Source organism: Bradyrhizobium sp. USDA 3364, assembly GCF_054056355.1.
The window spans coordinates 7,048,817-7,070,256 of record NZ_JBSRYG010000002.1 but is presented as its reverse complement, the minus strand read 5'-3'; the positions used below and the strand labels follow the sequence as shown (position 1 = coordinate 7,070,256).

Genomic DNA, 21,440 nt, shown 5'->3' with positions numbered 1-21,440 from the left:
CGCCGTCGCATCTCCGCAGAATCCCGGAGATCGTGCGTGCTTAGCGCGTGCGACGTCGGTCGCAACGCGGCGTCGCGGCCGACCGGTCGTGGTTAATGTCGTCTGATGCGCAAGCCGCCGCGCAGGGACGCGCGAGGATCAGAGCGCAGCCTTCAGCGCCGCAAACCCGCGATCGAGATCGGCCTTGAGGTCGTCGAGATTCTCGAGCCCGATATGCAGCCGCAGCGTCGGTCCGCCCGGTGCCCATTTGGTCGCGGTACGATAGTCGCTGCAGTCGAACGGGATGGCGAGGCTCTCGAAGCCGCCCCAGGAAAAGCCCATGCCGAACAGCCTGAGCGCGTTGAGCATCGAATCGACCGCGCTCTGCGGCACCGGCTTCAGCACGATGCTGAACAGGCCGGAGGCGCCGGTGAAGTCGCGCTTCCAGATCGCGTGCCCCGGATCGGTTTCGAGGGCAGGGTGCAGCACGCGATCGACCTCCGGCCGGGCGCCAAGCCAGCGCGCGATCTCGAGCCCGGAGCGGTGATGCTGCGCAAGCCGTACCGACAAGGTACGGACGCCGCGTAGCGCCAGATACACGTCGTCGGGGCCGGCGCAGACGCCGAGCAGGCGGATCGCCTCCTGCACCAGCGGCCACGCCTTGGCGTTGGCCGCGATGGTGCCGAACATGATATCGGAATGGCCGCCGATATATTTGGTGCCGGCCTGCATGCTGATGTCGACGCCCTGTTCCAGCGAGCGGTGATAGAGCGCGGTCGCCCAGGTATTGTCGTCGATCACGAACGCACCGCGGGCGTGCGCCACGGCCGCCATCGCTCGTATGTCGGGCATCTCGAAGGATTGCGACCCCGGCGCCTCGAGCAGCACCGCGCGGGTGTTCGGCTTGAACAGCGCCTCGATACCGGCGCCGACCAGCGGATCGAAATAGCTGGTCTCGATGCCGTAGCGCTTGAGCATGTTGTCGCAGAAATTGCGGGTCGGCCGGTAGGCGTTGTCGCACACCAGCAGATGATCGCCGGCCTTCAGCACCGCGAGCAGCGTGGTGCTGATCGCGGCCAGTCCGGACGGGGCGAGGCCGACGCCGGCGCATTGCGGGCCTTCCAGCGCCATCAGCACGTCCTGCAGCGCCCGCGTGGTCGGGCTGCCGTGGCGGCCGTAGGTGAATTCGGCGCGGTGGGCGTGGAGGTCCTCCGCGGTCGGATAGAGCACGGTCGAGCCGTGAAATACCGGCGGATTGACGAAGCCCTTCTGAGCCTTGGTGTCGCGGCCGGCCGTGACCAGGCGGGTCGCGGCGTCTTGCGGGTGGGTGGGCGTGGAGCCGTCGGAGGAGGTCATGGATCGCTGCCGTTAGACTTTAGACTTTTTGCCGCGGCCGTACCGCGTCGGGAAGCCGGGGGCTACGCCGGGAGATGCTACTAACAAGAGGTAGAAGACATGCGTCAACCCCTTGACCCGGCACGTCAGTCGCTATGTGATGCGGCGCAACTACCAGTCGCCGCACGTTGAGGGGCCTGCCGCGACCTACGATCCGTTGCCTGACCGGTTTTCATGCAAACTGCCGGTCCGATCAGCATTTTCGTGCTGCAGCGGTTCATTGGGATGGCCCGTGAACGCGAGGCGATCACAAAGCAAACGTCCAACGGACGACCCTGAAAGGCCCCTGCCCATGAAACGCGTATCCCTGGCTGTCATCCTTGCCGCTGCCGCCGCCTTGTCGGTCCAGGCGGCGTCGGCGCAAACCCTCAAGACGGTCAAGGACCGGGGCCAGCTGTCCTGCGGCGTCAGCCAGGGCCTGCCGGGCTTCTCGTCGCCGGACGACAAGGGGAACTGGACCGGAATCGACGTCGACGTCTGCCGGGCCATTGCCGCCGTGGTGCTCGACGACCCGACCAAGGTCAAGTTCGTGCCGCTGTCGGCCAAGGATCGCTTCACCGCGCTGCAGTCCGGCGAGATCGACGTGCTGTCGCGCAACACCACCTGGACGGTGTCGCGCGACACCTCGCTCGGCGCCAATTTCACCGGCGTGACCTATTATGACGGGCAGGGCTTCATGGTGAAGAAGTCTCTCAAGGTCAATTCGGCGCTCGAACTGAACAGCGCTTCGGTCTGCGTGCAGACCGGCACCACCACGGAGCAGAACCTCGCCGACTTCTTCAAGGGCAACAACATGAAGTACGAGGTGATCGCGTTCGGCAGCATTGACGAAGCGGTCAAGGCCTATGAGTCCGGACGCTGCGACGTCTTCACCGACGATGCCTCCGGGCTTTATTCCAGCCGTCTGAAGCTTGCGAACCCCGCCGATCATATCGTGCTCCCGGAAATCATCTCCAAGGAGCCGCTGGGGCCGATGGTGCGCCACGGCGACGACCAGTGGTTCGACATCGTGAAGTGGACGCTGTTTGCGATGATCAATGCCGAGGAACTCGGCATCACCCAGAAGAACGTCGACACGATGCTCAAATCGGACAAGCCGGAGGTGAAGCGGGTGCTCGGCACCGACGGCAATCTCGGCGAACAGCTCGGCCTCACCAAGGACTGGGTGGTGCGGATCGTGAAGGCGGTCGGCAATTACGGCGAAACCTTCGAGCGCAATGTCGGCACCGGCTCGCCGCTCGGTATCGCCCGCGGCGTCAACAATCTCTGGAACAAGGGCGGTATCCAGTACGCGCCGCCGATCCGCTGATCGATCGCGCCGACGGTTGCGGCGATGAGCATCGCGCCCCGCAAACCACCGCTGCAATTCGCGCTCAGGCTGAAGCGTGCGCTTGGCGGCAAGGCCGGCTGGAACGGATTGGCCGCCCAGATTGTTTTCGCCGCGATCCTGGCCTGGATCGCCTACGAGATCGTGGCCAATGCGCGCACGAATCTGGAGACCCAGCACATTGCGTCGGGCTTCGGCTTCCTCAATTACAATGCGGGCTTTGACGTCAATCAGAGCCTGATCGCCTACAACAATTCCGACACCTACTGGCGGGTGTTCTTCGTCGGCTTGTTGAATACCATCCTGGTCTCGGTGATCGGCATCGTGTTCGCCACCATGATCGGCTTCATCGTGGCGCTGTGCCGGTTGTCGCCGAACTGGCTGCTGTCGCGGATCGGCGGCATCTATGTCGAGATCGTCAGGAACCTGCCGCTCCTGTTCCAGATCCTGTTCTGGTATCTCGCGGTGCTCGCAGCGCTGCCGGCGCCGCGGCAGAGCATCTCGATCTTCAGCGCGTTCTTCCTCAACAATCGCGGCCTGATCGTGCCGCAGCCGGTCAGCGAGCCGGGGCTCTATCCGTTCCTGGCCGCGCTCGCGGTCGGCATCGTCGTGGCGCTGGGCTTGCGGCGCACCGCGCGACGCGCACTGTTCCAGCGCGGGCAGATGATCCGGATCTGGCCCTATGTGCTGGGTTGCCTGGTGGGTCTGCCGCTGCTCTCGATGCTGATGTTCGGCTGGCCGCTGAAGTTCGAGCTGCCGCAGCTGAAAGGCTTCAACTTCGCCGGCGGTGCGCGGATCATCCCCGAATTCGTTGCGTTGACGGTCGCGTTGTCGACCTACACGGGGGCCTTCATCGCCGAGATCGTCCGTGCCGGTGTCATGTCGGTCCACAAGGGACAGATGGAGGCGGGCTCGTCGCTTGGCCTGAGCCGCGCCGCGACGCTGCGGCTGATCGTTGTGCCGCAGGCGATGCGCGTCATCGTGCCGCCGCTGACCAGCCAGTACCTCAATCTCACCAAGAATTCGTCGCTCGCGGTGGCGATCGGCTATCCGGATCTCGTCTCGGTGTTCGCCGGCACCGCAGTGAGCCAGACCGGGCAGGCGATCGAGATCATCGCCATGACGATGGGCGTCTACCTGCTGCTCTCGCTGACGACAAGCGCGCTGATGAGCGTCTATGGCTGGCGCATCAACCGGAGCATCACGGCATGACGAACATCTCCGCCTCGTCCTTTGTCCGGCAGGAACTGGTCGCCGAGCGTGCGGCGCCGGCGACGACCACCGGCTTCGTCGGCTTCCTGCGAACGCGGCTGTTCAACTCGCCGGGCAATATCCTGCTCACGGTCGTCGGGGTGCTGCTGGCCTTGTACATCGTGATCCCGACCGTCAAATTTCTGCTGGTCGACGCGGTGTGGGCCGGCAAGGATCGCACCGCCTGCCTCGCCGAAAAGGCCGGGCACGAGGTCGGCGCCTGCTGGCCCTACATTCAGGCCAAGTTGACGCAACTGATCTACGGCTTCTATCCGGAAGCCGAGCGCTGGCGCGTCAATCTGACCTATGTGCTCGGCGCCGCGCTGTTGCTGCCGCTGCTGATGCCGCGCCTGCCGGCCAAGGGCCTGAACTCCGGCCTGTTCTTCTTCGCGTTTCCGGTGGTGGCGTTCTTCCTGCTGCATGGCGGCGGCATCGCGGGATTCGGCGTGAGCTGGACGGCGCGCCTGTTGCAGCTGTTCGAGCAGAGCATTGGCGGCGCCGGCGATCTCCTGGTCAATCTCAGCAAGAGTTCGGCGATCGCCCCGCTGCTATGGGTCCTGGGCAAGGTGCTCGTCCTGGTCGGCCTTCTGATCCATTGGCTGATCTTTCCGCTGACCTGGCTCCGCGATCAGTTGCAGCTCTCGTCGCTGCCGGTGTGGGGCGATTTCCTGGTCACCGCCGTGATCGTTTCCGCCGTGCTGTTCATGCTCGGAGGCGGCGTGCGGACCGGCCGCAGGGCGTTGATCGGCAGCCTGCTGGCTTTTGCCGGGATCGCCGTCGGCATCAAGGCGATGGGGCTCGATCGCGGCGGCTTTCCCATCGTCGACACGCGGCTGTGGGGCGGCCTCCTGGTGACGCTGGTGATCGCGATCACCGGCATCGTCGCCTCGATGCCGATCGGGATTGCGCTCGCCCTCGGCCGTCGCTCGACCATCCCGCTGATCCGGATATTCTCGATCGCGTTCATCGAATTCTGGCGCGGCGTGCCGTTGATCACGGTGCTGTTCTTCGCCACCTACATGCTGCCGCTGTTCGTGCCGGGGAACTTCGCCGTCGACGGCCTGCTGCGCGCCGTGATCGGCGTCGCGATCTTTACCGGCGCCTATATGGCCGAGGTGATCAGGGGCGGGCTGGCTGCGGTGGCGCGCGGGCAGGCGGAGGCCGCGTCGGCGCTCGGCCTGTCCTGGTGGAAGACGACGTCGCTGATCGTGCTGCCGCAGGCGCTGCGCTACGTCATTCCTGGTATCGTCAACAGCTTCATCTCGCTGTTCAAGGATACCTCGCTGGTGTCGATCGTGGCGCTGTTCGATCTGTTGGGTTCGCTGCGGGCATCGTTCGCGGACCCGAACTGGTCGACGCCGACCACCGCCTTTACCGGCTTCGCTTTTGCGGGAATGATCTATTTTGCGTTCTGCTTTGGAATGTCGCGTTACTCGCTGTTCGTCGAAAACCGGCTCAACGCCCACCGCCGCCACTGAACAAGGTCACCATGTCCACAACCCCGATCGTCAACATCTCCGCCCTCAACAAATGGTACGGCGACTTCCATGTGTTGCGCGACATCAACCTTACGGTCGGCAAGGGCGAGCGCATCGTGATCTGCGGCCCGTCCGGCTCGGGCAAGTCGACCCTGATCCGCTGCATCAACGCGCTGGAGGAGTTCCAGGAGGGTGAGATCGTGGTCGACGGCATCGATCTCGGCCCCAACCTGCGCCGCGTCGACGAGGTTCGCCGCGAGGTCGGCATGGTGTTCCAGAGCTTCAACCTGTTCCCGCATCTCACCGTACTCGACAATTGCACGCTGGCGCCGATCTGGGTGCGCAACATCCCGAAGAAGGATGCCGAGGCGACCGCGATGAAATTCCTCGAGCGCGTCAAGATCCCGCATCAGGCCAACAAGTTTCCCGGCCAGATGTCAGGCGGTCAGCAGCAGCGCGTCGCGATCGCCCGCGCGCTGACCATGAATCCCAAGGTGATGCTGTTCGACGAGCCGACCTCGGCGCTCGACCCGGAAATGGTCAAGGAGGTGCTCGACACCATGGTCGATCTCGCGAGGGAAGGCATGACCATGCTGGTCGTAACCCATGAAATGGGCTTTGCGCGCGAGGTCGCCAACCGCGTCGTGTTCATGGACGCCGGCCAGATCATCGAGTCGAACACGCCGCAGGAATTCTTCGCAAACCCGCAGCATGCGCGGTCGAAGCTGTTCCTCAGTCAGATCTTGCGTTGAGCGAATACGGAGTAGCGAATGGCGAATAGAGTTGCGCTATTCGCTACGCACCATTCGCTATTCGCTCCCTAGATCGTAATGCGTTTCCACGGAAACGCATCACGATCTCATCTCTTTGTTTGAGCATGATCTTTTCGGAAAACCGGTTTCCACTTTTCCGGATCATGCTCTAGCTAGACGAACGGCAGCTCGATCTTGCTGCGCTTCTCGAGCCAGGTCGGCTCCGGCAGGTTCTTCGAGCGCATGAACTCCGGATTGAACAGCTTTGACAGATAGCGGCTGCCGGAATCGGCGAGGATCGTGACGATCGTCTTGCCGGGGCCGAGCTGCTTGGCGAGCTGGATCGCGCCGGCGATGTTGACGCCGGTCGAGCCGCCGAGGCACAGGCCTTCGTGCTCGAGCAATTCGTAGATCACGCTCACGGCATCCGTATCCGAGACCAAAAACGCCGTGTCGACCTTGGCGGTCTCGACCACCGGGGTGACGCGGCCGAGCCCGATGCCTTCGGTGATCGAGTTGCCCGGCGTCAGCTTGGGTTCGCCATTCTTGAACAGTTCATACATGGCGAAGCCATGCGGATCGGCGCAGGCGACCACGACGCCGTTGTTCTTTTCCTTCAGGTAGCGGCTGGTGCCCGCCAAGGTGCCGCCCGTGCCGACCGAGCAGACGAAGCCGTCGATCTTGCCGCCGGTCTGCTCCCAGATTTCAGGGCCGGTGGATTCGTAATGCGCCTTGGCATTGTCGAGGTTGTTCCACTGGTCTGCGAACAGCACGCCGTTCGGCTCGCTCTTGCGCAGCTGGTCGGCCAGCCGCTTGCCGAGATGCTGGTAGTTGTTCGGGTTGGAGAACGGCAGCGCCGGCGCCTCGACTAGCTCGGCCCCGCACAGCCGCAGGAAGTCCTTCTTCTCCTGGCTCTGGGTCTCCGGGATCACGATCAGGGTGCGGTAGCCGCGGGCGCTGGCCACGACCGCAAGCCCGATTCCGGTATTGCCGGCGGTCGACTCGACCACGAGCCCGCCGGGCTTCAGCGTGCCGCGCTTCTCGGCCTCCAGGATCATCCATTTGCCGGCGCGGTCCTTCACCGACTGGCCCGGATTCATGAATTCGGCCTTGCCGAGGATGGTGCAGCCGGTCAGTTCGGATGCGCGCTTCAGCTTGATCAGCGGCGTGTTGCCGATCGCTTGAATGACGTCTTGGTTGAATGCCATGTCAGGGAATTTCTTTTGCCCGGCTGTGTCTTGCTTGCCGCGAACCTAGTGTGCTGATCGAAAAAGGGAAGGGCTTTTGCACTGCGGCAAATGGCGGGTTCATCACGCTTTACCTCGCGAGTGCGGATGTCGCGGGGTGTGGGAGAACGGTGTTTTGCGGCGGCTGGGTCGCCCGGCAAGAATCACCTGTAGCCGCCGGATTTGCGTCGGTGTGCGCGGCAGACCAATTCGGCACCCGACGGCAACCGAGATCGCCGTTGCTCCGGCACGCAGCTTGCGGATTCGGTGCAACAGGAGCTGAGAAATCCCCATGAAATCTTCGTAAGAATGGTGACTTCCGGCACGGGTCCGGAATGTGCGGGAATGCAGTAAAAATAGGGAAAAGTCGGCATTTCGGGTAGCCACGAATCGCTTGCGGTGCAACGTCGTGCAATCGTGACAGGGCTGTCCGCCCCATCGTCCCAAGGGTAGGATGGGACAGGCAAGTTCCATTGGAAGCATCATCTCGTGAACGTCACCCAGACCATCGCTGAACGCGTCGTTCGAGCGCCATGGGCGAAGTCTGGCTGCGGCGGAGCACGGGTGTGACCCAGCCCGCGTCCGTGATGGTACCTGGAGGCCGGTTCGGCCTCGCTGTCCGCATGCGACGGCTCGCGGGGCGGTCTCTGGTCGCGTTCGGCCTGGTTGCCGGCTCCGCCGGCTGCATCCTGACCCAGGATATCCCCGATCCGGCGCTCGACGTGCCGCAGGGCTACAAGGCCGCGCGGCTCGGCCGGCCGGGCGATGCGCTTCCCACGCTCGATTGGTGGCGAGGCTTCCGCTCCAAGGAGCTGACGCAGCTGATGGAGGAGGCGCAGACCGTCAACCTCGACATCGCCGCGGCGGTTGCGCGCTTCCGCCAGGCCGATGCGCTGGCGCGGCAGGCCGGCGCAGCGCTGCTGCCGACCCTCAATCTCAATGGATCGGAAACCTACTCGCGCACCTCGGGCTCCAGCGCCAGCGGCCTCACCAATGGCGGGCGCGAGGTGGTGAACTACAGCGCCTCGCTGAGCGCCAGCTACCAGCTCGACTTCTGGGGCCAGAATCGCGACGCCGCGCAGGCGGCGGAGGAGACCGCCGTTGCCGACCGGTTCGACCGCGAGGTGGTCGCGCTGACCACGCTGGCGAGCGTCGCCAATGCCTATTTCACGGTTCTCGCCACCCAGGACCGGCTGCGCACCGCGCAGCGAAACATCGCCAGCGCCGAGCGCATCCTCAATGCGATCACCGAACGCTTCAAGGCCGGCACCGGCACCGATCTCGACGTCGCGCAGCAGGAGACCGTGCTCGCGAACCAGCGCGCGCTGGTGCCGCCGCTACGGCAGACGCTCGACCAGAACATCAACGCGCTCGCCGTGCTGGTTTCGCGGCCGCCGGAAAGCGTGCGCGTCGCCGGCGGCTCGCTCAACTCCGTTGCGATCCCGCGCGTCACGCCGGGCCTGCCGTCCGAATTGCTGACCCAGCGTCCCGACATCCGCCGGCAGGAGGCGCAGCTTGCATCCGCCACCGCCAATGTCGGCAGCGCGCGGGCGCAGTTCTTCCCGAGCATCCAGCTGACCGGGACAGGCGGCTACCAGAGCCAGGCGCTGGTCTCGCTGTTCCAGCCGCATGCCGCCTTCTTCAATCTGGTCGGCGGCATGACCCAGCCGATCTTTGACGGCGGCCGGATCCTCGGCAATTTCGAAAACGCGAAGGCGCGGCAGGACGAGTTGCTGCAGACCTATCGCAAGACGGTCGTGCAGTCGTTCACCGACGTCGACAACGCGCTGGTCGCGATCCGTGAGAGCACGCGGCGGCTGCAGCTGCAGCGCGACGTGCTGTCGTCGTCGCGGCGCGCCTTCGACCTGGCGGAGAAGCAGCTCAAGGCCGGCACCGCCGACATCGTAACTGTGCTAAACACGCAGCTGACCCTGTTCCAGGCGGAAGATGCTCATTCCCAGGCCCAGCTGGCCCGGCTATTGGCGATCGTGAGCCTGTATCAGGCCTTGGGAGGCGGCTGGGAACCGAAGATGGAAAGACCGGTCGATGCTCTTTAGGCCCGACTCCAAGGAAAACGGCAAGGACGACGAGAAACGCACTGCGCCGCGCAAGCGGAGCCTGGTCTCGCGCCTGCTCGGGCGCATGGTGTCGCTGCTCATCACGCTCGTGATCCTCGGCGGGCTCGGCTATCTCGGCTGGCTCGCTTTCCAGCCCAAGCAAAATGGCGGCGGCGGACGCGGCGCGGGCGCGCGGCCCGATTTGCCGGTGCCGGTGCTTGCAGCCATGCCGCATGTGCAGGACGTGCCGGTCTATCTCGACGGCGTCGGCTCGGTGAAGGCACTGAACACGGTCACCGTGCGCTCGCAGGTCGACGGCAAGCTGCTCAAGGTGAATTTCGTCGAGGGCCAGGACGTCAAGAAGGACGACGTGCTGGGCGAGATCGATCCCGCGATCTATCAGGCGCAGTACGACCAGGCCGTCGCCAAGAAGGCGCAGGACGTCGCTCTGCTTGCCAACCAGAAGCTCGACCTCATCCGCTATGAGCAGCTCGCTTCCAGCAATGCGGGCTCGAAGCAGCAGGCCGACACCCAGCGTGCGCTGGTCGCGCAGCAGGAGGCGCTGATCAAGGCCGACCAGGCCGCAATCGACAATGCGGCGGCGACGCTGAGCTACACCAAGATCGTTGCTCCCATTGCAGGACGCGCCGGCTTGCGCCAGGTCGACCAGGGCAACATCATCCACGCCTCCGACACCACCGGGCTCGTGATCCTGACCCAGCTGCAGCCGATCGCGGTATGGTTCAGCCTGCCGCAGCAGCAGATCATGCGGGTGAACGCCGCCGCTGCAAAGGGCCAGCTTGCGGTCGACGTGTTCGGCAATGACGGCGTCACCGTGATCGACACCGGCAGGCTGACCGGCATCGACAACCAGGTCGATCCGACCACCGGCACGCTGAAGCTGAAGGCCGAACTGCCGAATGCCAGCTATCAGCTCTGGCCCGGCCAGTTCGTCAATGTACGCCTCAAGGTCGAGACCCTGCCGCAGGCGATCGTGGTGCCGACCTCGGCCGTGCAGCGCGGTCCCGCCGGCACGTTCAGCTATGTGATCGGCGAGGACAATGTCGTCACCGCCAAGCCGGTCACGGTCACGCAGCAGAACGAGCATGAGGCCGTTATCGCCAGCGGCCTGACCACGTCGGACCGCGTGGTGACGACGGGCTTTGCCAATCTCTCCGATGGCGCAAAGGTTGTGGTCGGCAAGGACGACGGACCGCCGGCCGTCGATCTCGCGCCGCGCAAGCGCAGCCGCAATCCCGACGGCAAGCGCACAGGGCAGGGTGAGGGCCAAGGCAAGGACGGCAAGAAGGACTCGCAGGGCAATAACGGCGAGCATCGCGGCCGGCACGAGCACAGCGAAGGCGACCAGAAGGGGCAGACCGGACCGGCGCCCGCGCCGGCCGCAGGGGGCGAACAGTCGGGCGGCGCGCCGAAGGGGCAGCCATGACCGACATCCTGACCTCGTAATGTCCGATCCTGCAGTGAGCACGCAGCCATGAGCGTCTCCGAACCGTTCATCCGCCGGCCGATCGCCACCTCGCTGCTCGGCATTGCGCTGATGATCGGCGGCGCGCTGGGTTACTGGGCGCTGCCGGTCTCGGCGCTGCCGCAGGTCGATTTCCCGACCGTGCAGGTGACGACGCAGCTGCCGGGCGCGAGCCCCGATGTGGTGGCCTCGCTGATCACGGCGCCGCTGGAGCGGCAGCTCGGCCAGATCCCGTCGCTGTCCTCGATGAACTCGACGAGCTCGTTCGGTGTCAGCCAGATCTCGCTGCAGTTCGACCTCAACCGCGACATCGATGGGGCCACCCAGGACGTGCAGGCCGCGATCAATGCCGCTGCCGGTATCCTGCCGAAGACGCTGCCGTACCCGCCGGTCTACGCCAAGGTGAACCCGGCGGACGCGCCTGTCATGACGCTGGCGCTGACCTCGGACACGATCTCGCTGCGGGCGATGAGCGATCTCGCCGATACCATCCTGGGCCAGCGGCTGAGCCAGATTTCCGGCGTCGGCCGAGTCTCGATCCTCGGCGGCCTGAAGCCGGCAGTGCGTGTGCAGGCGGATCTCGCCCGGCTTGCCGCCTATGGCATCGCGATGGAGGATCTGCGCAACGCGATCGCCGGCGCCAACGTGTCGGGGCCGAAGGGCTCGCTCGACGGCGCCCAGCAATCCTACACCATCGCCGCCAACGACCAGATCGCCGCCGCCGACGCCTACCGGCCGATCATCATCGCCTATCGCAACGGCTCGCCGGTCACGATCGGCGACGTCGCGCAGATCGTCGACGGGCTCGAAAACGACCGCACCGGCGGTTGGTACCAGGGCACGCCGGCCGTCATCATCGATATCCAGCGCCAGCCCGGCGCCAACGTCATCGACGTGGTCAAGCAGATCCGCGCCGAGATCCCGCGGCTGCAGCGGTCGGTCCCGGCCGGCGTCAAGCTGACCGTCGTCTCCGACCGCACCGTGACAATCCGTGCCTCGGTCCACGACGTGCAGTTCACGCTGATCCTCAGCGTGGTGCTGGTGACGCTGGTGGTGCTGTTGTTCCTGCGGTCGCTACGCGCGACCCTGATCGCCGGCGTGGCGCTGCCGCTGTCGCTGATCACGAGCTTCGGCATCATGTATTTCGCCGGCTTCAGCCTCGACAATCTGTCGCTGATGGCGCTGACCATCGGAACCGGCTTCGTGGTCGACGACGCCATCGTCATGATCGAGAACATCGTCCGCCACATGGAAGAGGGCGAGACGGTGATGGAGGCCGCACTGAAGGGCGCCAGCGAGATCGGCTTCACCGTGATCTCGCTGACGGTGTCGCTGATCGCGGTGTTCATCCCGCTGCTGTTCATGTCGGGCCTGGTCGGCCGCATGTTCCGCGAGTTCGCGCTGACCCTCACGATCGCTGTCGTGACCTCGGCGATCGTCTCGCTGACGCTGACGCCGATGATGTGTTCGCGGCTGCTCAAGAACATCCATGAGGAGATGGCGGTCCCGGGCCTGGCCGCGGTCAGCCGCTTCATCGACCGGATGGTGGAGTTCTACCATCGCACGCTGCTCTGGGTGCTGCAGCGCCAGCGCGCGACGCTCTTGGTGACGTTCGCCACCATCGCGCTGACGCTGATCATGTATGTGCTGGCCCCGAAGGGCTTTCTGCCGTTGCAGGACACGTCCTCGATCACGGCGGTGACCGAGGCCGGCCCCGACGTCTCGTTCGCCGAGATGCAGCGGCGGCAGAGCGCGGTCTCCGACATCATCAAGGCCGATCCCGACGTGGTCGGCGTGGTGTCGGTGATCGGCTCGGGATCGGTCAATCCGACCACCAATGTCGGCCGCCTGGTGATGACGCTGAAGCCGCTCGACCAGCGGCGCGACGGCGTCGTCAAGGTGATCGAGCGCCTCAAGCAGAAGATCGCGGCGGTGCCCGGCATGACCGTCTACTTCCAGCCGGTGCAGGACGTGCAGATCTCGACCCAGTCGAGCCGCTCGCAATACCAGTACACGTTGACCGCGACCGATGCCGCCGAGGTCTCGCAATGGGCGCAGAAGCTCGTCGCCGAGATGCGGCGCGATCCGATCTTCCGCGACGTCTCCTCGGAGGCACAGGAGGGCGGCCTGCGCGCGGCGCTCGATGTCAACCGCCAGCGTGCGGGCCAGCTCGGCGTCAATCTGCAGGGCGTCACCGACACGCTGAACGATGCCTTCGCGCAGCGCCAGATCTCGACGATCTACGGCCAGGCCAACCAGTACCGCGTGGTGCTGGAGGCGCTGCCGATGTACCAGCGCGACCCGTCGATCCTCGACAAGCTCTATCTGCCCGGGGCGAACGGCGCGCAGGTACCGTTGTCGGCGGTGGCAACGCTGGTCCGCACCACCGCGCCGCTCGCGATCTCGCACCAGGCCCAGTTCCCGTCGGTCTCGCTCAGCTTCAACCTGGCGCCCGGCGAGGCGCTCGGCGACGCGGTCGAGGCGGTGAAGGCGATCGAGACCAGGATCGGGATGCCCGGCAGCATCGTCGGCATCTATTCGGGCGACGCCGCCGAATTCGCGCGCTCGCTGGCCGGGCAGCCCTGGCTGATCCTGGCTGCGATCATCACGATCTACATCGTGCTCGGCGTGCTCTATGAGAGCTACATCCATCCGATCACCATTCTCTCGACGCTGCCCTCGGCCGGCGTCGGCGCCATCCTCGCCTTGATGCTGTGCGGGCAGGACCTTTCGGTGATCGGGCTGATCGGCATCATCCTGTTGATGGGCATCGTCAAGAAGAACGCGATCATGATGATCGACTTCGCGCTGGAGGCCGAGCGGCATCAGGGCATGTCGTCCTACGACGCCATCGTGCAGGCCTGCCTGCTGCGGTTCCGGCCGATCATGATGACGACGCTGGCGGCGCTGTTCGGCGCGCTGCCGCTCGCGATCGAAAGCGGTACCGGCGCCGAGCTGCGCTTCCCGCTCGGCATCTCGATCATCGGCGGCCTGCTGCTGAGCCAGCTGCTGACGCTCTACACCACCCCGGTGATCTATCTCGCGCTCGACCGGCTCAATCGCCGGATCGAGCGGGCCGTGCCGGAGCCAGGCCCGAGCGGCCCGCCGATCGCCGGTGCCACCGAGGGCATGCAGTGATCTCGATCTCGGAGCCCTTCATCCGCCGGCCGGTGGGCACCACGCTGCTGGCGATCGGGCTGTTCCTGGTCGGAATCGTCGCCTACGAGTTTCTGCCGGTGTCGTCGGTTCCGAATGTCGACTTCCCGACCATCCGGGTGTCGGCGACGAGGCCCGGCGCCGATCCCTCTGTCATGGCCGCGACCGTCGCAGCGCCGCTGGAGCGCAAGCTCGGCACCATCTCGGGCGTCGACCAGATCACCTCGACGAGCTCGCTCGGCACCACCAGCATCCAGGTGCAGTTCTCGATCGGCCGCAACATCGACCGCGCCGCGCGCGACGTGCAGGCCGCGATCAACGCCTCGCTCGCCGACCTGCCGAGCGACCTGCCGTCGCTGCCCAAGTTCCGCAAGGCCAATCCGGCCGCGTCACCGGTGTTCGTGCTGGCGCTGACCTCGAAGACGATCTCGACCAGCGCGATGTATGACGTCGCCGACACCGTGCTGGCGCAGCGCATCTCGCAGGTGCCGGGGGTCGGCGAGGTCACCGTCAGCGGTGCTGACCAGCCGGCCGTGCGGATCGCGCTCAATCCGGTGTCGCTGGCCAACGCCGGGATCGCGACCGACGACGTCCGGCTCGCGATCATCAATGCCAATCCGCTTGGCCCGGTCGGCATCTTCAATGGCGACCGGCTGAGCGAGACGCTCTCGATCAACAAGCAGATGCGCACCGCGGCCGAGTTCCGCGACATCGTCATCAAGAGCTCGAGCGGCAATTTCGTCCGCCTCTCCGACGTCGCCGAGGTCGAGGATTCCGTGCGCAATTCGCGCTCGATCGCCTGGTTCAACAAGCAGCCGGCGGTGCTGATCCAGATCACCAAGCAGGGCGACGCCAACGTCATCGACACCGTCGACGGCGTTCGCCAGATGCTGCCGGAACTGAAGAAGTGGATCCCGGCCGGGGTCGAGATATCGACCCTGGTCGATCGCACCGGGACGATCCGCGCCAGCGTCGAGGACATGCAGTTCACGCTGCTGGCGACCGCCATGCTGGTCATGGTCGTGGTGTTCGTGTTCCTGCGCCGGATCGTGCCGACGATCGCCGCCGGCGTCTCGGTGCCCTTGGCGCTGGCCGGCACCTGCGCCGGGATGTGGCTCGCCGGCTTCTCGATCGACAATCTGTCGCTGATGGCGCTCGCGATCTCGGTCGGCTTCGTGGTCGACGACGCCATCGTGATGATCGAGAACATGTACCGCAATCTCGAGCAGGGCATGGCGCCGTATCCGGCCGCGGTCGAGGGCGCCAAGCAGATCGGCTTCACGGTGCTGTCGATCTCGCTGTCGCTGATCGCGGCCTTCACGCCGCTGATCTTCATGGACGGGATCGTCGGCCGGCTGCTGCGGGAGTTCTCGCTGACCCTGACGTTTGCCATCATCGTGTCGACCCTGGTGTCGGTGACGATCACGCCGATGATCTGCGCGCACTACATCAAGGAGGCGACCTCGGAGCACGCCACCTGGTACGACCGCGCCATCGAGGGCACGCTGTCCCGGGTCGTGGCGTTCTATACGTCGACGCTGCGGATCGTGCTCGGCTATCCCTTCCTGACGCTGGTGGTGTTCTTCGCCACCGTCGCGCTGACGGTGACGCTCTACATCAAGACGCCGAAGGGCTATTTCCCGACCGACGACAGCGGTTTTGTCATCGGCTCGACGCGGGCCTCGGCGGATATCTCGTTCCAGGCGATGCTGCAGCTGCAGCAGCGGCTCGCGGACATCGTGATGGCCGACCCCGCGGTCGCCGGCATCGGTTCGTCGGTCGGCTCCGGCGGCGGCCCGGGAGGCGCCACCTCGAACCGCGGCATCATGTACATCAGCCTGAAGCCGCCGGAGGAGCGGGGAGGCCTGTCGACCGCGCAGGTGATCGACCGGCTGCGCCGCAATCTGTTCATGGTGCCCGGCATCCGCCTGTTCATGTTCGCCGCCCAGGACATCCGCACTGGCGGCCGGCAGAGCGATTCCGACTACCAGTACACGCTTGCCTCGACCGACCTCGACCTGTTGCAGAAATGGGCGCCGCTGGTCGCCAAACGCATGGAGACGGTGGAGGGCATCACCGACGTCTCCTCCGACCGCGATCCCGGCGGCCTGCAGCTCAACCTCGTGATCGACCGCAAGATCGCCTCGAGCCTCGGCGTCCGAGTCCAGGACATCGATAACGCGCTCAACAACGCCTTCTCGCAGCGGCAGATCTCTTACATCTACACCCAGCGCAATCAGTACGTGGTGGTGCTCGAGATCGATCCGAAATTCCAGAGCGACCCGTCGAACCTCGAGCGCATCTATGTCGCAGGGGCCAATGACGTACAGGTGCCGCTCTCGGCGCTGGTGCACTACCAGCGCGGACTGTCGGCGCTCGCCGTCTACCATTCCGGCGGCTTCCCCTCGACCACGGTGTCGTTCAACCTGCTGCCGGACGTGCCGCTGGAGGTCGCGACGACGAATATCCAGCAAGCGGTCAACGAGCTGCACATGCCGGAGGGCATTCGCGGCAGCTTCGACGGCAATGCCGGCGACTTCAACAAGACCAGCGGGCGGCAGCCGCTGCTGATCCTCGGCGCGCTGATCGCGATGTATATCGTGCTCGGCGTGCTCTATGAGAGCCTGGCGCATCCGATCACGATCATCTCGACGCTGCCGTCGGCCGGCCTCGGCGCCTTGCTGGCGTTGCAGGTGACCAACACGCCGCTGACGGTGATCGCCTTCGTCGGCATCATCCTGTTGATCGGCATCGTCAAGAAGAACGGGATCATGATGGTCGACTTCGCGCTCGAGGCCGAGCGGCATCAGGGCCTGTCGTCGCGGGAAGCGATCTTCGAGGCCTGCCGGGCGCGCTTTCGCCCGATCCTGATGACGACCATGGCGGCGCTGTTCGCCGGCATCCCGCTGGTGATCGCGACCGGCCCGGGCACCGAGCTGCGCCGGCCGCTCGGCATCACCATCATCGGCGGCCTGTTCGTGTCGCAGATCCTGACGCTCTATACCACGCCGGTGATCTATCTCTTGATCGACCGGCTGCGCCAGCGCCGCGAGCCGTCAGGCGTGCACGCCCCGGCGGAATAGTTTGAATTGCGCCAATGCAAGCGTATAGCGGAGCGATGTCCGAACCGACCGACGCAAAAACCGACGTTGTCGCCGAGATCGAGGAGTGCCCGCATTGCGGCAAGCCGCTGCCGCTCTGCATCTGCGACAGCGTCACACCGATCGCGAGCCGCATCCAGCTCCTGATCCTGATCCACCCACAGGAGCAGGACAGGGCGCTCGGCACTGCGCGGCTGTTGGCTCAACATTTCGAGAACGCCGTGGTGCGGATCGGATTGTCGTGGCCGAGCCTGTCCAAGGCGCTGGGCCGGCCGGTGCCCGATCCGTCGCGCTGGGCGGTGCTCTATCTCGGCTCGGCCAAGGTCGAAGACCTCGATACCGAAGCCGAGATCGTCGCGATCAACCGCAAGGGCGAACTGGAGCCGCATCAGCGCGCGATCCTCTCCGACATCGAGGGTATCGTGCTGCTCGACGGCACCTGGAGCCAGGCCAAGGCGCTGTGGTGGCGTAACGCCTGGATGCTGAAGTGCCAGAGGGTGATTCTTGGACCGAAACGGCCGTCGCTCTACGGCAAGCTGCGCCGGGAACCGCGGCGCGACGGTTTGTCGACGATCGAGGCGGCCGCGATCCTGCTGGCGGGGCTGGAGAAGCGGCCGGATATCGCCGCAACGTTAACGGCTAGTTTCGAGCGGATGCTGGCCAGATTCCGCGAAGTGCAGGCCAAAATGCCGGAATTGGCGCCAAAACCGAAGAAGCGGGATTTCCGGAGGCGCCGACGGAGCTAACTGGCTTGGTTGCCTATCGGAGAGAGGGCGTATATGAAGTGCGCCGCAAGGGGCCACGTGGCGGAGTGGTTACGCAACGGTCTGCAAAACCGTGTACACCAGTTCAATTCTGGTCGTGGCCTCCACTCATCTTATCAATGGCTTGCAGCCAATAAATGAGAAGCCGCATTAGCTCGCGGCGAACCAACCTTCAGGAAACGGAATCAGCGGCCACGGCGCCTGGTTGTCATTGGCGGCGCGCGGCGGCGGCTGGATGCGGGGCGAGGGCTGAGCCACGAAGTCCTCCTGAGCAATAGGCGCGATCGCCGTACGCACGGCGTCCAGCAGCAGATCAAATTCGACTTCGCTCATCGCGCTCTCCGAGGTTCGAGAGCGCCATGGTCGCAAAACCGTCTTCGGTCCGGATTGAGCGATTCGTTCGAATTTTATGAAAAGAACGATGACGCTCGCGTTGGTTAATAAAGTGCCGACAACCCTTTTCGGGAACCTAGGTCGGCATGGCCGCACCTCGTGTGAAACAAATCACATCTGTCGAAAAACTCCGGCCGGATTTTCCGGCGCAATTCATAGCGGTCAAATATCGCAGGAATTTTAGGAAGCCGTGACAGTAGCGCCAAGCATCGCAGGACGGTCGTCGGATGCTTTATCGCTTCCGGGCAGGAGAAATTCCCGACGTTGGCGCGATCGCGGTCATGCGAGCCCTGCGAGGTCGTGCGGCAGCATGGTCTTGAACTGAGTCAGCGCCTGCCGCGCCTTCTTTGGTGGCAGCGTAATCGCGTGGCGCACCGCGGCGGCGATCAGCGTCATCGTCAGTGCCGAGAATGTCGAGAGCGTCGCGGCCGGGATGGTGGGCGCAACCCGACTGATCGCGTCGGACAAGAGGCCGGAGAGCACCGCCATGTCGTCGGCATCGAGCTTTTGCAGGGCGCGGTCGGCCTGCGTCGCCTGCCAGATGTCGCGCATGACCGGCTCGCGCATGAACATCTCGTAGAAGCTGTCGACGATCCGGCACAGCGCCGGGTGCAGGTCGCGCGCGGCCCTGAGCGCGGCGAGGTCGCGCCTGACGCAATCGCGCCCGACGGCGTTATGCCGTTCCGCCAGCGTGCCGATGATCGCGGCCTTGTCCGGGAAATATTGGTAGAGCGAGCCGAATGCGACGCCGCTGCGTTCGACGATGTCGCTCATGCGGAAGGCCTCGCGGCCTTTCTCCACCATGATCTCGGTCGCGCAGGCGAGGATGCGCTCGAAGCGCTCGCGGCTGCGCTGCTGCGTCGGGGCAAGCCGCGCCAGCCCGGGGCAGGGGCGCGTCCGCCCCGGGCGCGGCCCTTGCCGCTGCCCCGGTCGCGGCCTTTCGTCTCGCCATCTCTCTCCTCCGCAATCGGGGTTGACGTTTCTAATACGAGAGTTTATCGCATTTTACAAATACGAGTATTTCTCGCATTTGGAGCGGAACGATGCGCAATATCCTCACCCAGGGCATGCTGTGGTTTTCCGCGCTCGGCTGCGGCGTGATGGCCGGCGTCTATTTCGCGTTCTCGGCGTTCGTGATGACCTCGCTCGGCCGTATCGATCAGGCCGCGGGCATCTCGGCGATGAACGCGATCAGTGTCGACATCGTGCGCTCGCTGTTCATGCCGGTCTTCCTCGGCACCACATTCTCCTGCGCCGTGCTGGTGGTGCTCGGCGGGCTCGGATGGCAGGAGCCCGGCGCGATTGCGATGGTTTGCGGCGGCGTCCTCTATTTGCTCGGCATGTTCGTCGTCACCATGGTCTTCAACGTGCCGCTGAACGATCAGCTTGCGGCCACCGACCCCGCGAGCAGCGCGGCCGCGCCGGTCTGGGCGCGCTATCTGACCGGCTGGACCTTCTGGAACCACGTGCGGACCATCACCTCGCTTGCGGCGACCGCGCTGTTCATCGTCGCGATCGCTGCGTGATCGGGCGTTTGCCCGCGCTAGAATCGCAGGGCATAGCGCAATGGCCGCGCCGGTTGCGATCCCCGGCGCCGGGCCGGCGGCGCCGATAGCGGGACAGCCGGGACAGCCCTGCATCGCCCTGGGATGCCGGCAAACCCTTACACCGCAGAGGTTTACTGTCCCGCGCTAAAGTTTTGCCGGAGGGCCCATTTGGTTCTTTGCAAGCTCGAAAGGCTTTGTTATACGCTGCCCGCTCGCGAACGAATGTTCGCCTATTCCTCGGTAGCTCAGCGGTAGAGCATTCGACTGTTAATCGAATGGTCGCTGGTTCGAATCCAGCCCGGGGAGCCAGCTCGTTCTGGCCCCATCGACGTCCCATCAATTGTCAATCACAAGCCCGTGGTCCGCCGCGTCTGGGCCAAAAACGTCGTCAAATCGACTCAATAGCCTTCGACACTTGCGCTGTCGGGTCTTGAGAGGTGATTTTGATGACCATTAACCTGATCGACCTGTCGATGCCGCAGCCGACGCTCGTTCCGAATGATGCCCCCGAAATCAGCGATGATGAGTGCGTCCGCCGGCTCGCAAAGGCGGTTGAGGAGCGTGATTCCGAGCATCTCGATGAAGTGGCCCGCCTGATCGGCCGGCTCGCTGTCACGATCGAATAGGCCGCGCCGCGGAGCGCGTTTTGCCCGCCAACGGCGTGTTGCGTTTTGGCGGAGCTTGTTCCAAAAGATGGCCCTGTTCTAGCTTCCCCAGCGGCAATGCCGCCACTTGCAGGGTCCCCGCCAATGACCGGTTTTTCGACCGCGCGCCAGTACATGGTCGATGGTCAGGTGCGTCCGAGCGACGTGACCGATGATCGCATTCTCGAAGCCATGCTGAATGTGCCGCGCGAAGTGTTCGTGCCGGCCAGCAAGCAGGCACTCGCCTATCTGGACCTCGATCTCGACGTGAGCGAGGCCGGGGCGGCGAAGCAGCGCTGCCTGATCACGCCCGCGCTGCTTGCCCGGATGCTCCAGGCCGCCGAGATCAAGGCCACCGACCGCGTCCTGGTGGTCGGCTGCGCCACCGGCTACGCCGCCGCCATTGTGGCGCGCTTCGCCGCCGAGGTCAGCGCGACCGAGAGCGATCCGGCGCTTGCCGCAAAGGCGACCGCCGCGTTCGCCCAGCTCGGCATCCAGAATGTGACCATCAGGACCGCCGCGGCTGCCGATGGCGATGCCGCGGGCGCGCCGTTTGATGTCATTGTGCTCAATGGTGCGACCGAAATCGTCCCGACCGGCCTGTTCGGCCAGCTCAAGGAGGGGGGACGGCTGGTCGGGGTGTTCGGCCTGACGCCTCCGCCGCGCGCCACCCTGGTGTCGCAGTCCCACGGGGATTTCGGGCATCGCGAGCTATTCGACGCCACCGCCCCGGTTTTGCCCGGATTCGAGCGGCTTCCCGCCTTCGTCTTCTGACGGCGGCCGCGGGACAGCGGCTGATAAAATCCCGTTCCGAATCAGAAGTGTGGCCCGTTTGCCCCATGTGAAGAGTTTCGACCGTGTTCCGTTGCGGGGTAGTTCCGTTG

16 protein-coding genes and 2 tRNA genes are annotated in these 21,440 nt (G+C 65.1%); 14 read left to right on the top strand and 4 right to left on the bottom strand.

Going from position 1 to position 21,440, the window contains the following annotated elements; all coding sequences use genetic code 11:
• Positions 1-138: 138 nt before the first annotated feature.
• Positions 139-1,335, bottom strand: coding sequence for a cystathionine beta-lyase (metC, locus tag ACVILL_RS33135; RefSeq protein ID WP_456732889.1), 1,197 nt, complete (start codon positions 1,333-1,335; stop codon positions 139-141).
• A 331-nt stretch (positions 1,336-1,666) separates the two neighbouring features.
• On the opposite strand from metC, the gene ACVILL_RS33130 reads away from it, so the two are divergent.
• From ACVILL_RS33130 to ACVILL_RS33115, 4 genes are read left to right on the top strand one after another with little or no spacing between them, the layout of a single operon-like run.
• Positions 1,667-2,683: an amino acid ABC transporter substrate-binding protein gene (locus ACVILL_RS33130; protein WP_456732888.1), complete on the top strand. Its 1,017-nt coding sequence runs from the start codon at positions 1,667-1,669 to the stop codon at positions 2,681-2,683.
• A gap of 24 nt (positions 2,684-2,707) precedes the next feature.
• Positions 2,708-3,913: an amino acid ABC transporter permease gene (locus ACVILL_RS33125; protein WP_456732887.1), complete on the top strand. Its 1,206-nt coding sequence runs from the start codon at positions 2,708-2,710 to the stop codon at positions 3,911-3,913.
• Complete coding sequence (locus tag ACVILL_RS33120) at positions 3,910-5,430, top strand: amino acid ABC transporter permease (protein WP_456732886.1); 1,521 nt, start codon at positions 3,910-3,912, stop codon at positions 5,428-5,430. Before ACVILL_RS33125 ends, ACVILL_RS33120 begins: the two co-directional genes overlap by 4 nt.
• Before the next feature lie 11 nt (positions 5,431-5,441).
• Positions 5,442-6,182, top strand: coding sequence for an amino acid ABC transporter ATP-binding protein (locus ACVILL_RS33115; protein WP_456732885.1), 741 nt, complete (start codon positions 5,442-5,444; stop codon positions 6,180-6,182).
• A gap of 173 nt (positions 6,183-6,355) precedes the next feature.
• Here the strand turns inward: ACVILL_RS33115 and ACVILL_RS33110 are convergent, their stop codons facing one another.
• A complete protein-coding gene (locus ACVILL_RS33110; RefSeq protein WP_456732884.1) occupies positions 6,356-7,390 on the bottom strand; it encodes a cysteine synthase A in 1,035 nt (344 codons plus the stop codon).
• Between the two features lie 641 nt (positions 7,391-8,031).
• Between ACVILL_RS33110 and ACVILL_RS33105 the strand changes: the two genes are divergently transcribed.
• The 6 genes from ACVILL_RS33105 (at position 8,032) to ACVILL_RS33080 (ending at position 18,079) form a co-directional block, all read left to right on the top strand.
• Positions 8,032-9,465, top strand: coding sequence for an efflux transporter outer membrane subunit (locus ACVILL_RS33105; RefSeq protein ID WP_456734425.1), 1,434 nt, complete (start codon positions 8,032-8,034; stop codon positions 9,463-9,465).
• Positions 9,455-10,912 (top strand): efflux RND transporter periplasmic adaptor subunit, encoded by a 1,458-nt coding sequence (locus tag ACVILL_RS33100; RefSeq protein ID WP_456732883.1) that lies wholly within the window; start codon positions 9,455-9,457, stop codon positions 10,910-10,912. Before ACVILL_RS33105 ends, ACVILL_RS33100 begins: the two co-directional genes overlap by 11 nt.
• 48 nt (positions 10,913-10,960) lie before the next feature.
• Positions 10,961-14,089: an efflux RND transporter permease subunit gene (locus tag ACVILL_RS33095; RefSeq protein WP_456732882.1), complete on the top strand. Its 3,129-nt coding sequence runs from the start codon at positions 10,961-10,963 to the stop codon at positions 14,087-14,089.
• Positions 14,086-17,190 carry an efflux RND transporter permease subunit gene (locus ACVILL_RS33090; RefSeq protein ID WP_456732881.1) on the top strand — a complete coding sequence of 1,035 codons (3,105 nt, stop codon included), beginning with the start codon at positions 14,086-14,088 and terminating at the stop codon, positions 17,188-17,190. Before ACVILL_RS33095 ends, ACVILL_RS33090 begins: the two co-directional genes overlap by 4 nt.
• Positions 17,191-17,225: 35 nt before the next feature.
• Positions 17,226-17,954 carry a tRNA-uridine aminocarboxypropyltransferase gene (locus ACVILL_RS33085; RefSeq protein ID WP_456732880.1) on the top strand — a complete coding sequence of 243 codons (729 nt, stop codon included), beginning with the start codon at positions 17,226-17,228 and terminating at the stop codon, positions 17,952-17,954.
• A gap of 51 nt (positions 17,955-18,005) precedes the next feature.
• A tRNA-Cys gene (locus ACVILL_RS33080) sits at positions 18,006-18,079 on the top strand.
• Positions 18,080-18,122: 43 nt separating this feature from the next.
• Here the strand turns inward: ACVILL_RS33080 and ACVILL_RS33075 are convergent.
• On the bottom strand, positions 18,123-18,305 hold the full coding sequence (locus ACVILL_RS33075; protein WP_456732879.1) for a hypothetical protein: 183 nt from the start codon (positions 18,303-18,305) through the stop codon (positions 18,123-18,125).
• Positions 18,306-18,644: 339 nt separating this feature from the next.
• Positions 18,645-19,244, bottom strand: coding sequence for a TetR family transcriptional regulator (locus tag ACVILL_RS33070; protein WP_456734424.1), 600 nt, complete (start codon positions 19,242-19,244; stop codon positions 18,645-18,647).
• Positions 19,245-19,408: 164 nt separating this feature from the next.
• On the opposite strand from ACVILL_RS33070, the gene ACVILL_RS33065 reads away from it, so the two are divergent.
• The 4 genes from ACVILL_RS33065 to ACVILL_RS33050 all read left to right on the top strand — a co-directional run bounded on the left by ACVILL_RS33065 (position 19,409) and on the right by ACVILL_RS33050 (position 21,330).
• Positions 19,409-19,891: an anthrone oxygenase family protein gene (locus tag ACVILL_RS33065; RefSeq protein ID WP_456732878.1), complete on the top strand. Its 483-nt coding sequence runs from the start codon at positions 19,409-19,411 to the stop codon at positions 19,889-19,891.
• Positions 19,892-20,146: 255 nt separating this feature from the next.
• Positions 20,147-20,221, top strand: a tRNA-Asn gene (locus tag ACVILL_RS33060).
• Positions 20,222-20,358: 137 nt separating this feature from the next.
• Complete coding sequence (locus tag ACVILL_RS33055) at positions 20,359-20,538, top strand: hypothetical protein (RefSeq protein WP_456734423.1); 180 nt, start codon at positions 20,359-20,361, stop codon at positions 20,536-20,538.
• 123 nt (positions 20,539-20,661) lie between these two features.
• Complete coding sequence (locus ACVILL_RS33050; RefSeq protein ID WP_456732877.1) at positions 20,662-21,330, top strand: protein-L-isoaspartate O-methyltransferase family protein; 669 nt, start codon at positions 20,662-20,664, stop codon at positions 21,328-21,330.
• The last annotated feature ends 110 nt before the right edge of the window (positions 21,331-21,440 follow it).

Coding starts and splice junctions, on each gene's coding strand:
- metC (WP_456732889.1), bottom strand. CDS start 1,335: ATGACCTCCTCCGACGGCTCCACGCCCACCCACCCGCAAGACGCCGCG.
- ACVILL_RS33130 (WP_456732888.1), top strand. CDS start 1,667: ATGAAACGCGTATCCCTGGCTGTCATCCTTGCCGCTGCCGCCGCCTTG.
- ACVILL_RS33125 (WP_456732887.1), top strand. CDS start 2,708: ATGAGCATCGCGCCCCGCAAACCACCGCTGCAATTCGCGCTCAGGCTG.
- ACVILL_RS33120 (WP_456732886.1), top strand. CDS start 3,910: ATGACGAACATCTCCGCCTCGTCCTTTGTCCGGCAGGAACTGGTCGCC.
- ACVILL_RS33115 (WP_456732885.1), top strand. CDS start 5,442: ATGTCCACAACCCCGATCGTCAACATCTCCGCCCTCAACAAATGGTAC.
- ACVILL_RS33110 (WP_456732884.1), bottom strand. CDS start 7,390: ATGGCATTCAACCAAGACGTCATTCAAGCGATCGGCAACACGCCGCTG.
- ACVILL_RS33105 (WP_456734425.1), top strand. CDS start 8,032: ATGCGACGGCTCGCGGGGCGGTCTCTGGTCGCGTTCGGCCTGGTTGCC.
- ACVILL_RS33100 (WP_456732883.1), top strand. CDS start 9,455: ATGCTCTTTAGGCCCGACTCCAAGGAAAACGGCAAGGACGACGAGAAA.
- ACVILL_RS33095 (WP_456732882.1), top strand. CDS start 10,961: ATGAGCGTCTCCGAACCGTTCATCCGCCGGCCGATCGCCACCTCGCTG.
- ACVILL_RS33085 (WP_456732880.1), top strand. CDS start 17,226: ATGTCCGAACCGACCGACGCAAAAACCGACGTTGTCGCCGAGATCGAG.
- ACVILL_RS33075 (WP_456732879.1), bottom strand. CDS start 18,305: ATGAGCGAAGTCGAATTTGATCTGCTGCTGGACGCCGTGCGTACGGCG.
- ACVILL_RS33065 (WP_456732878.1), top strand. CDS start 19,409: ATGCGCAATATCCTCACCCAGGGCATGCTGTGGTTTTCCGCGCTCGGC.
- ACVILL_RS33055 (WP_456734423.1), top strand. CDS start 20,359: ATGACCATTAACCTGATCGACCTGTCGATGCCGCAGCCGACGCTCGTT.
- ACVILL_RS33050 (WP_456732877.1), top strand. CDS start 20,662: ATGACCGGTTTTTCGACCGCGCGCCAGTACATGGTCGATGGTCAGGTG.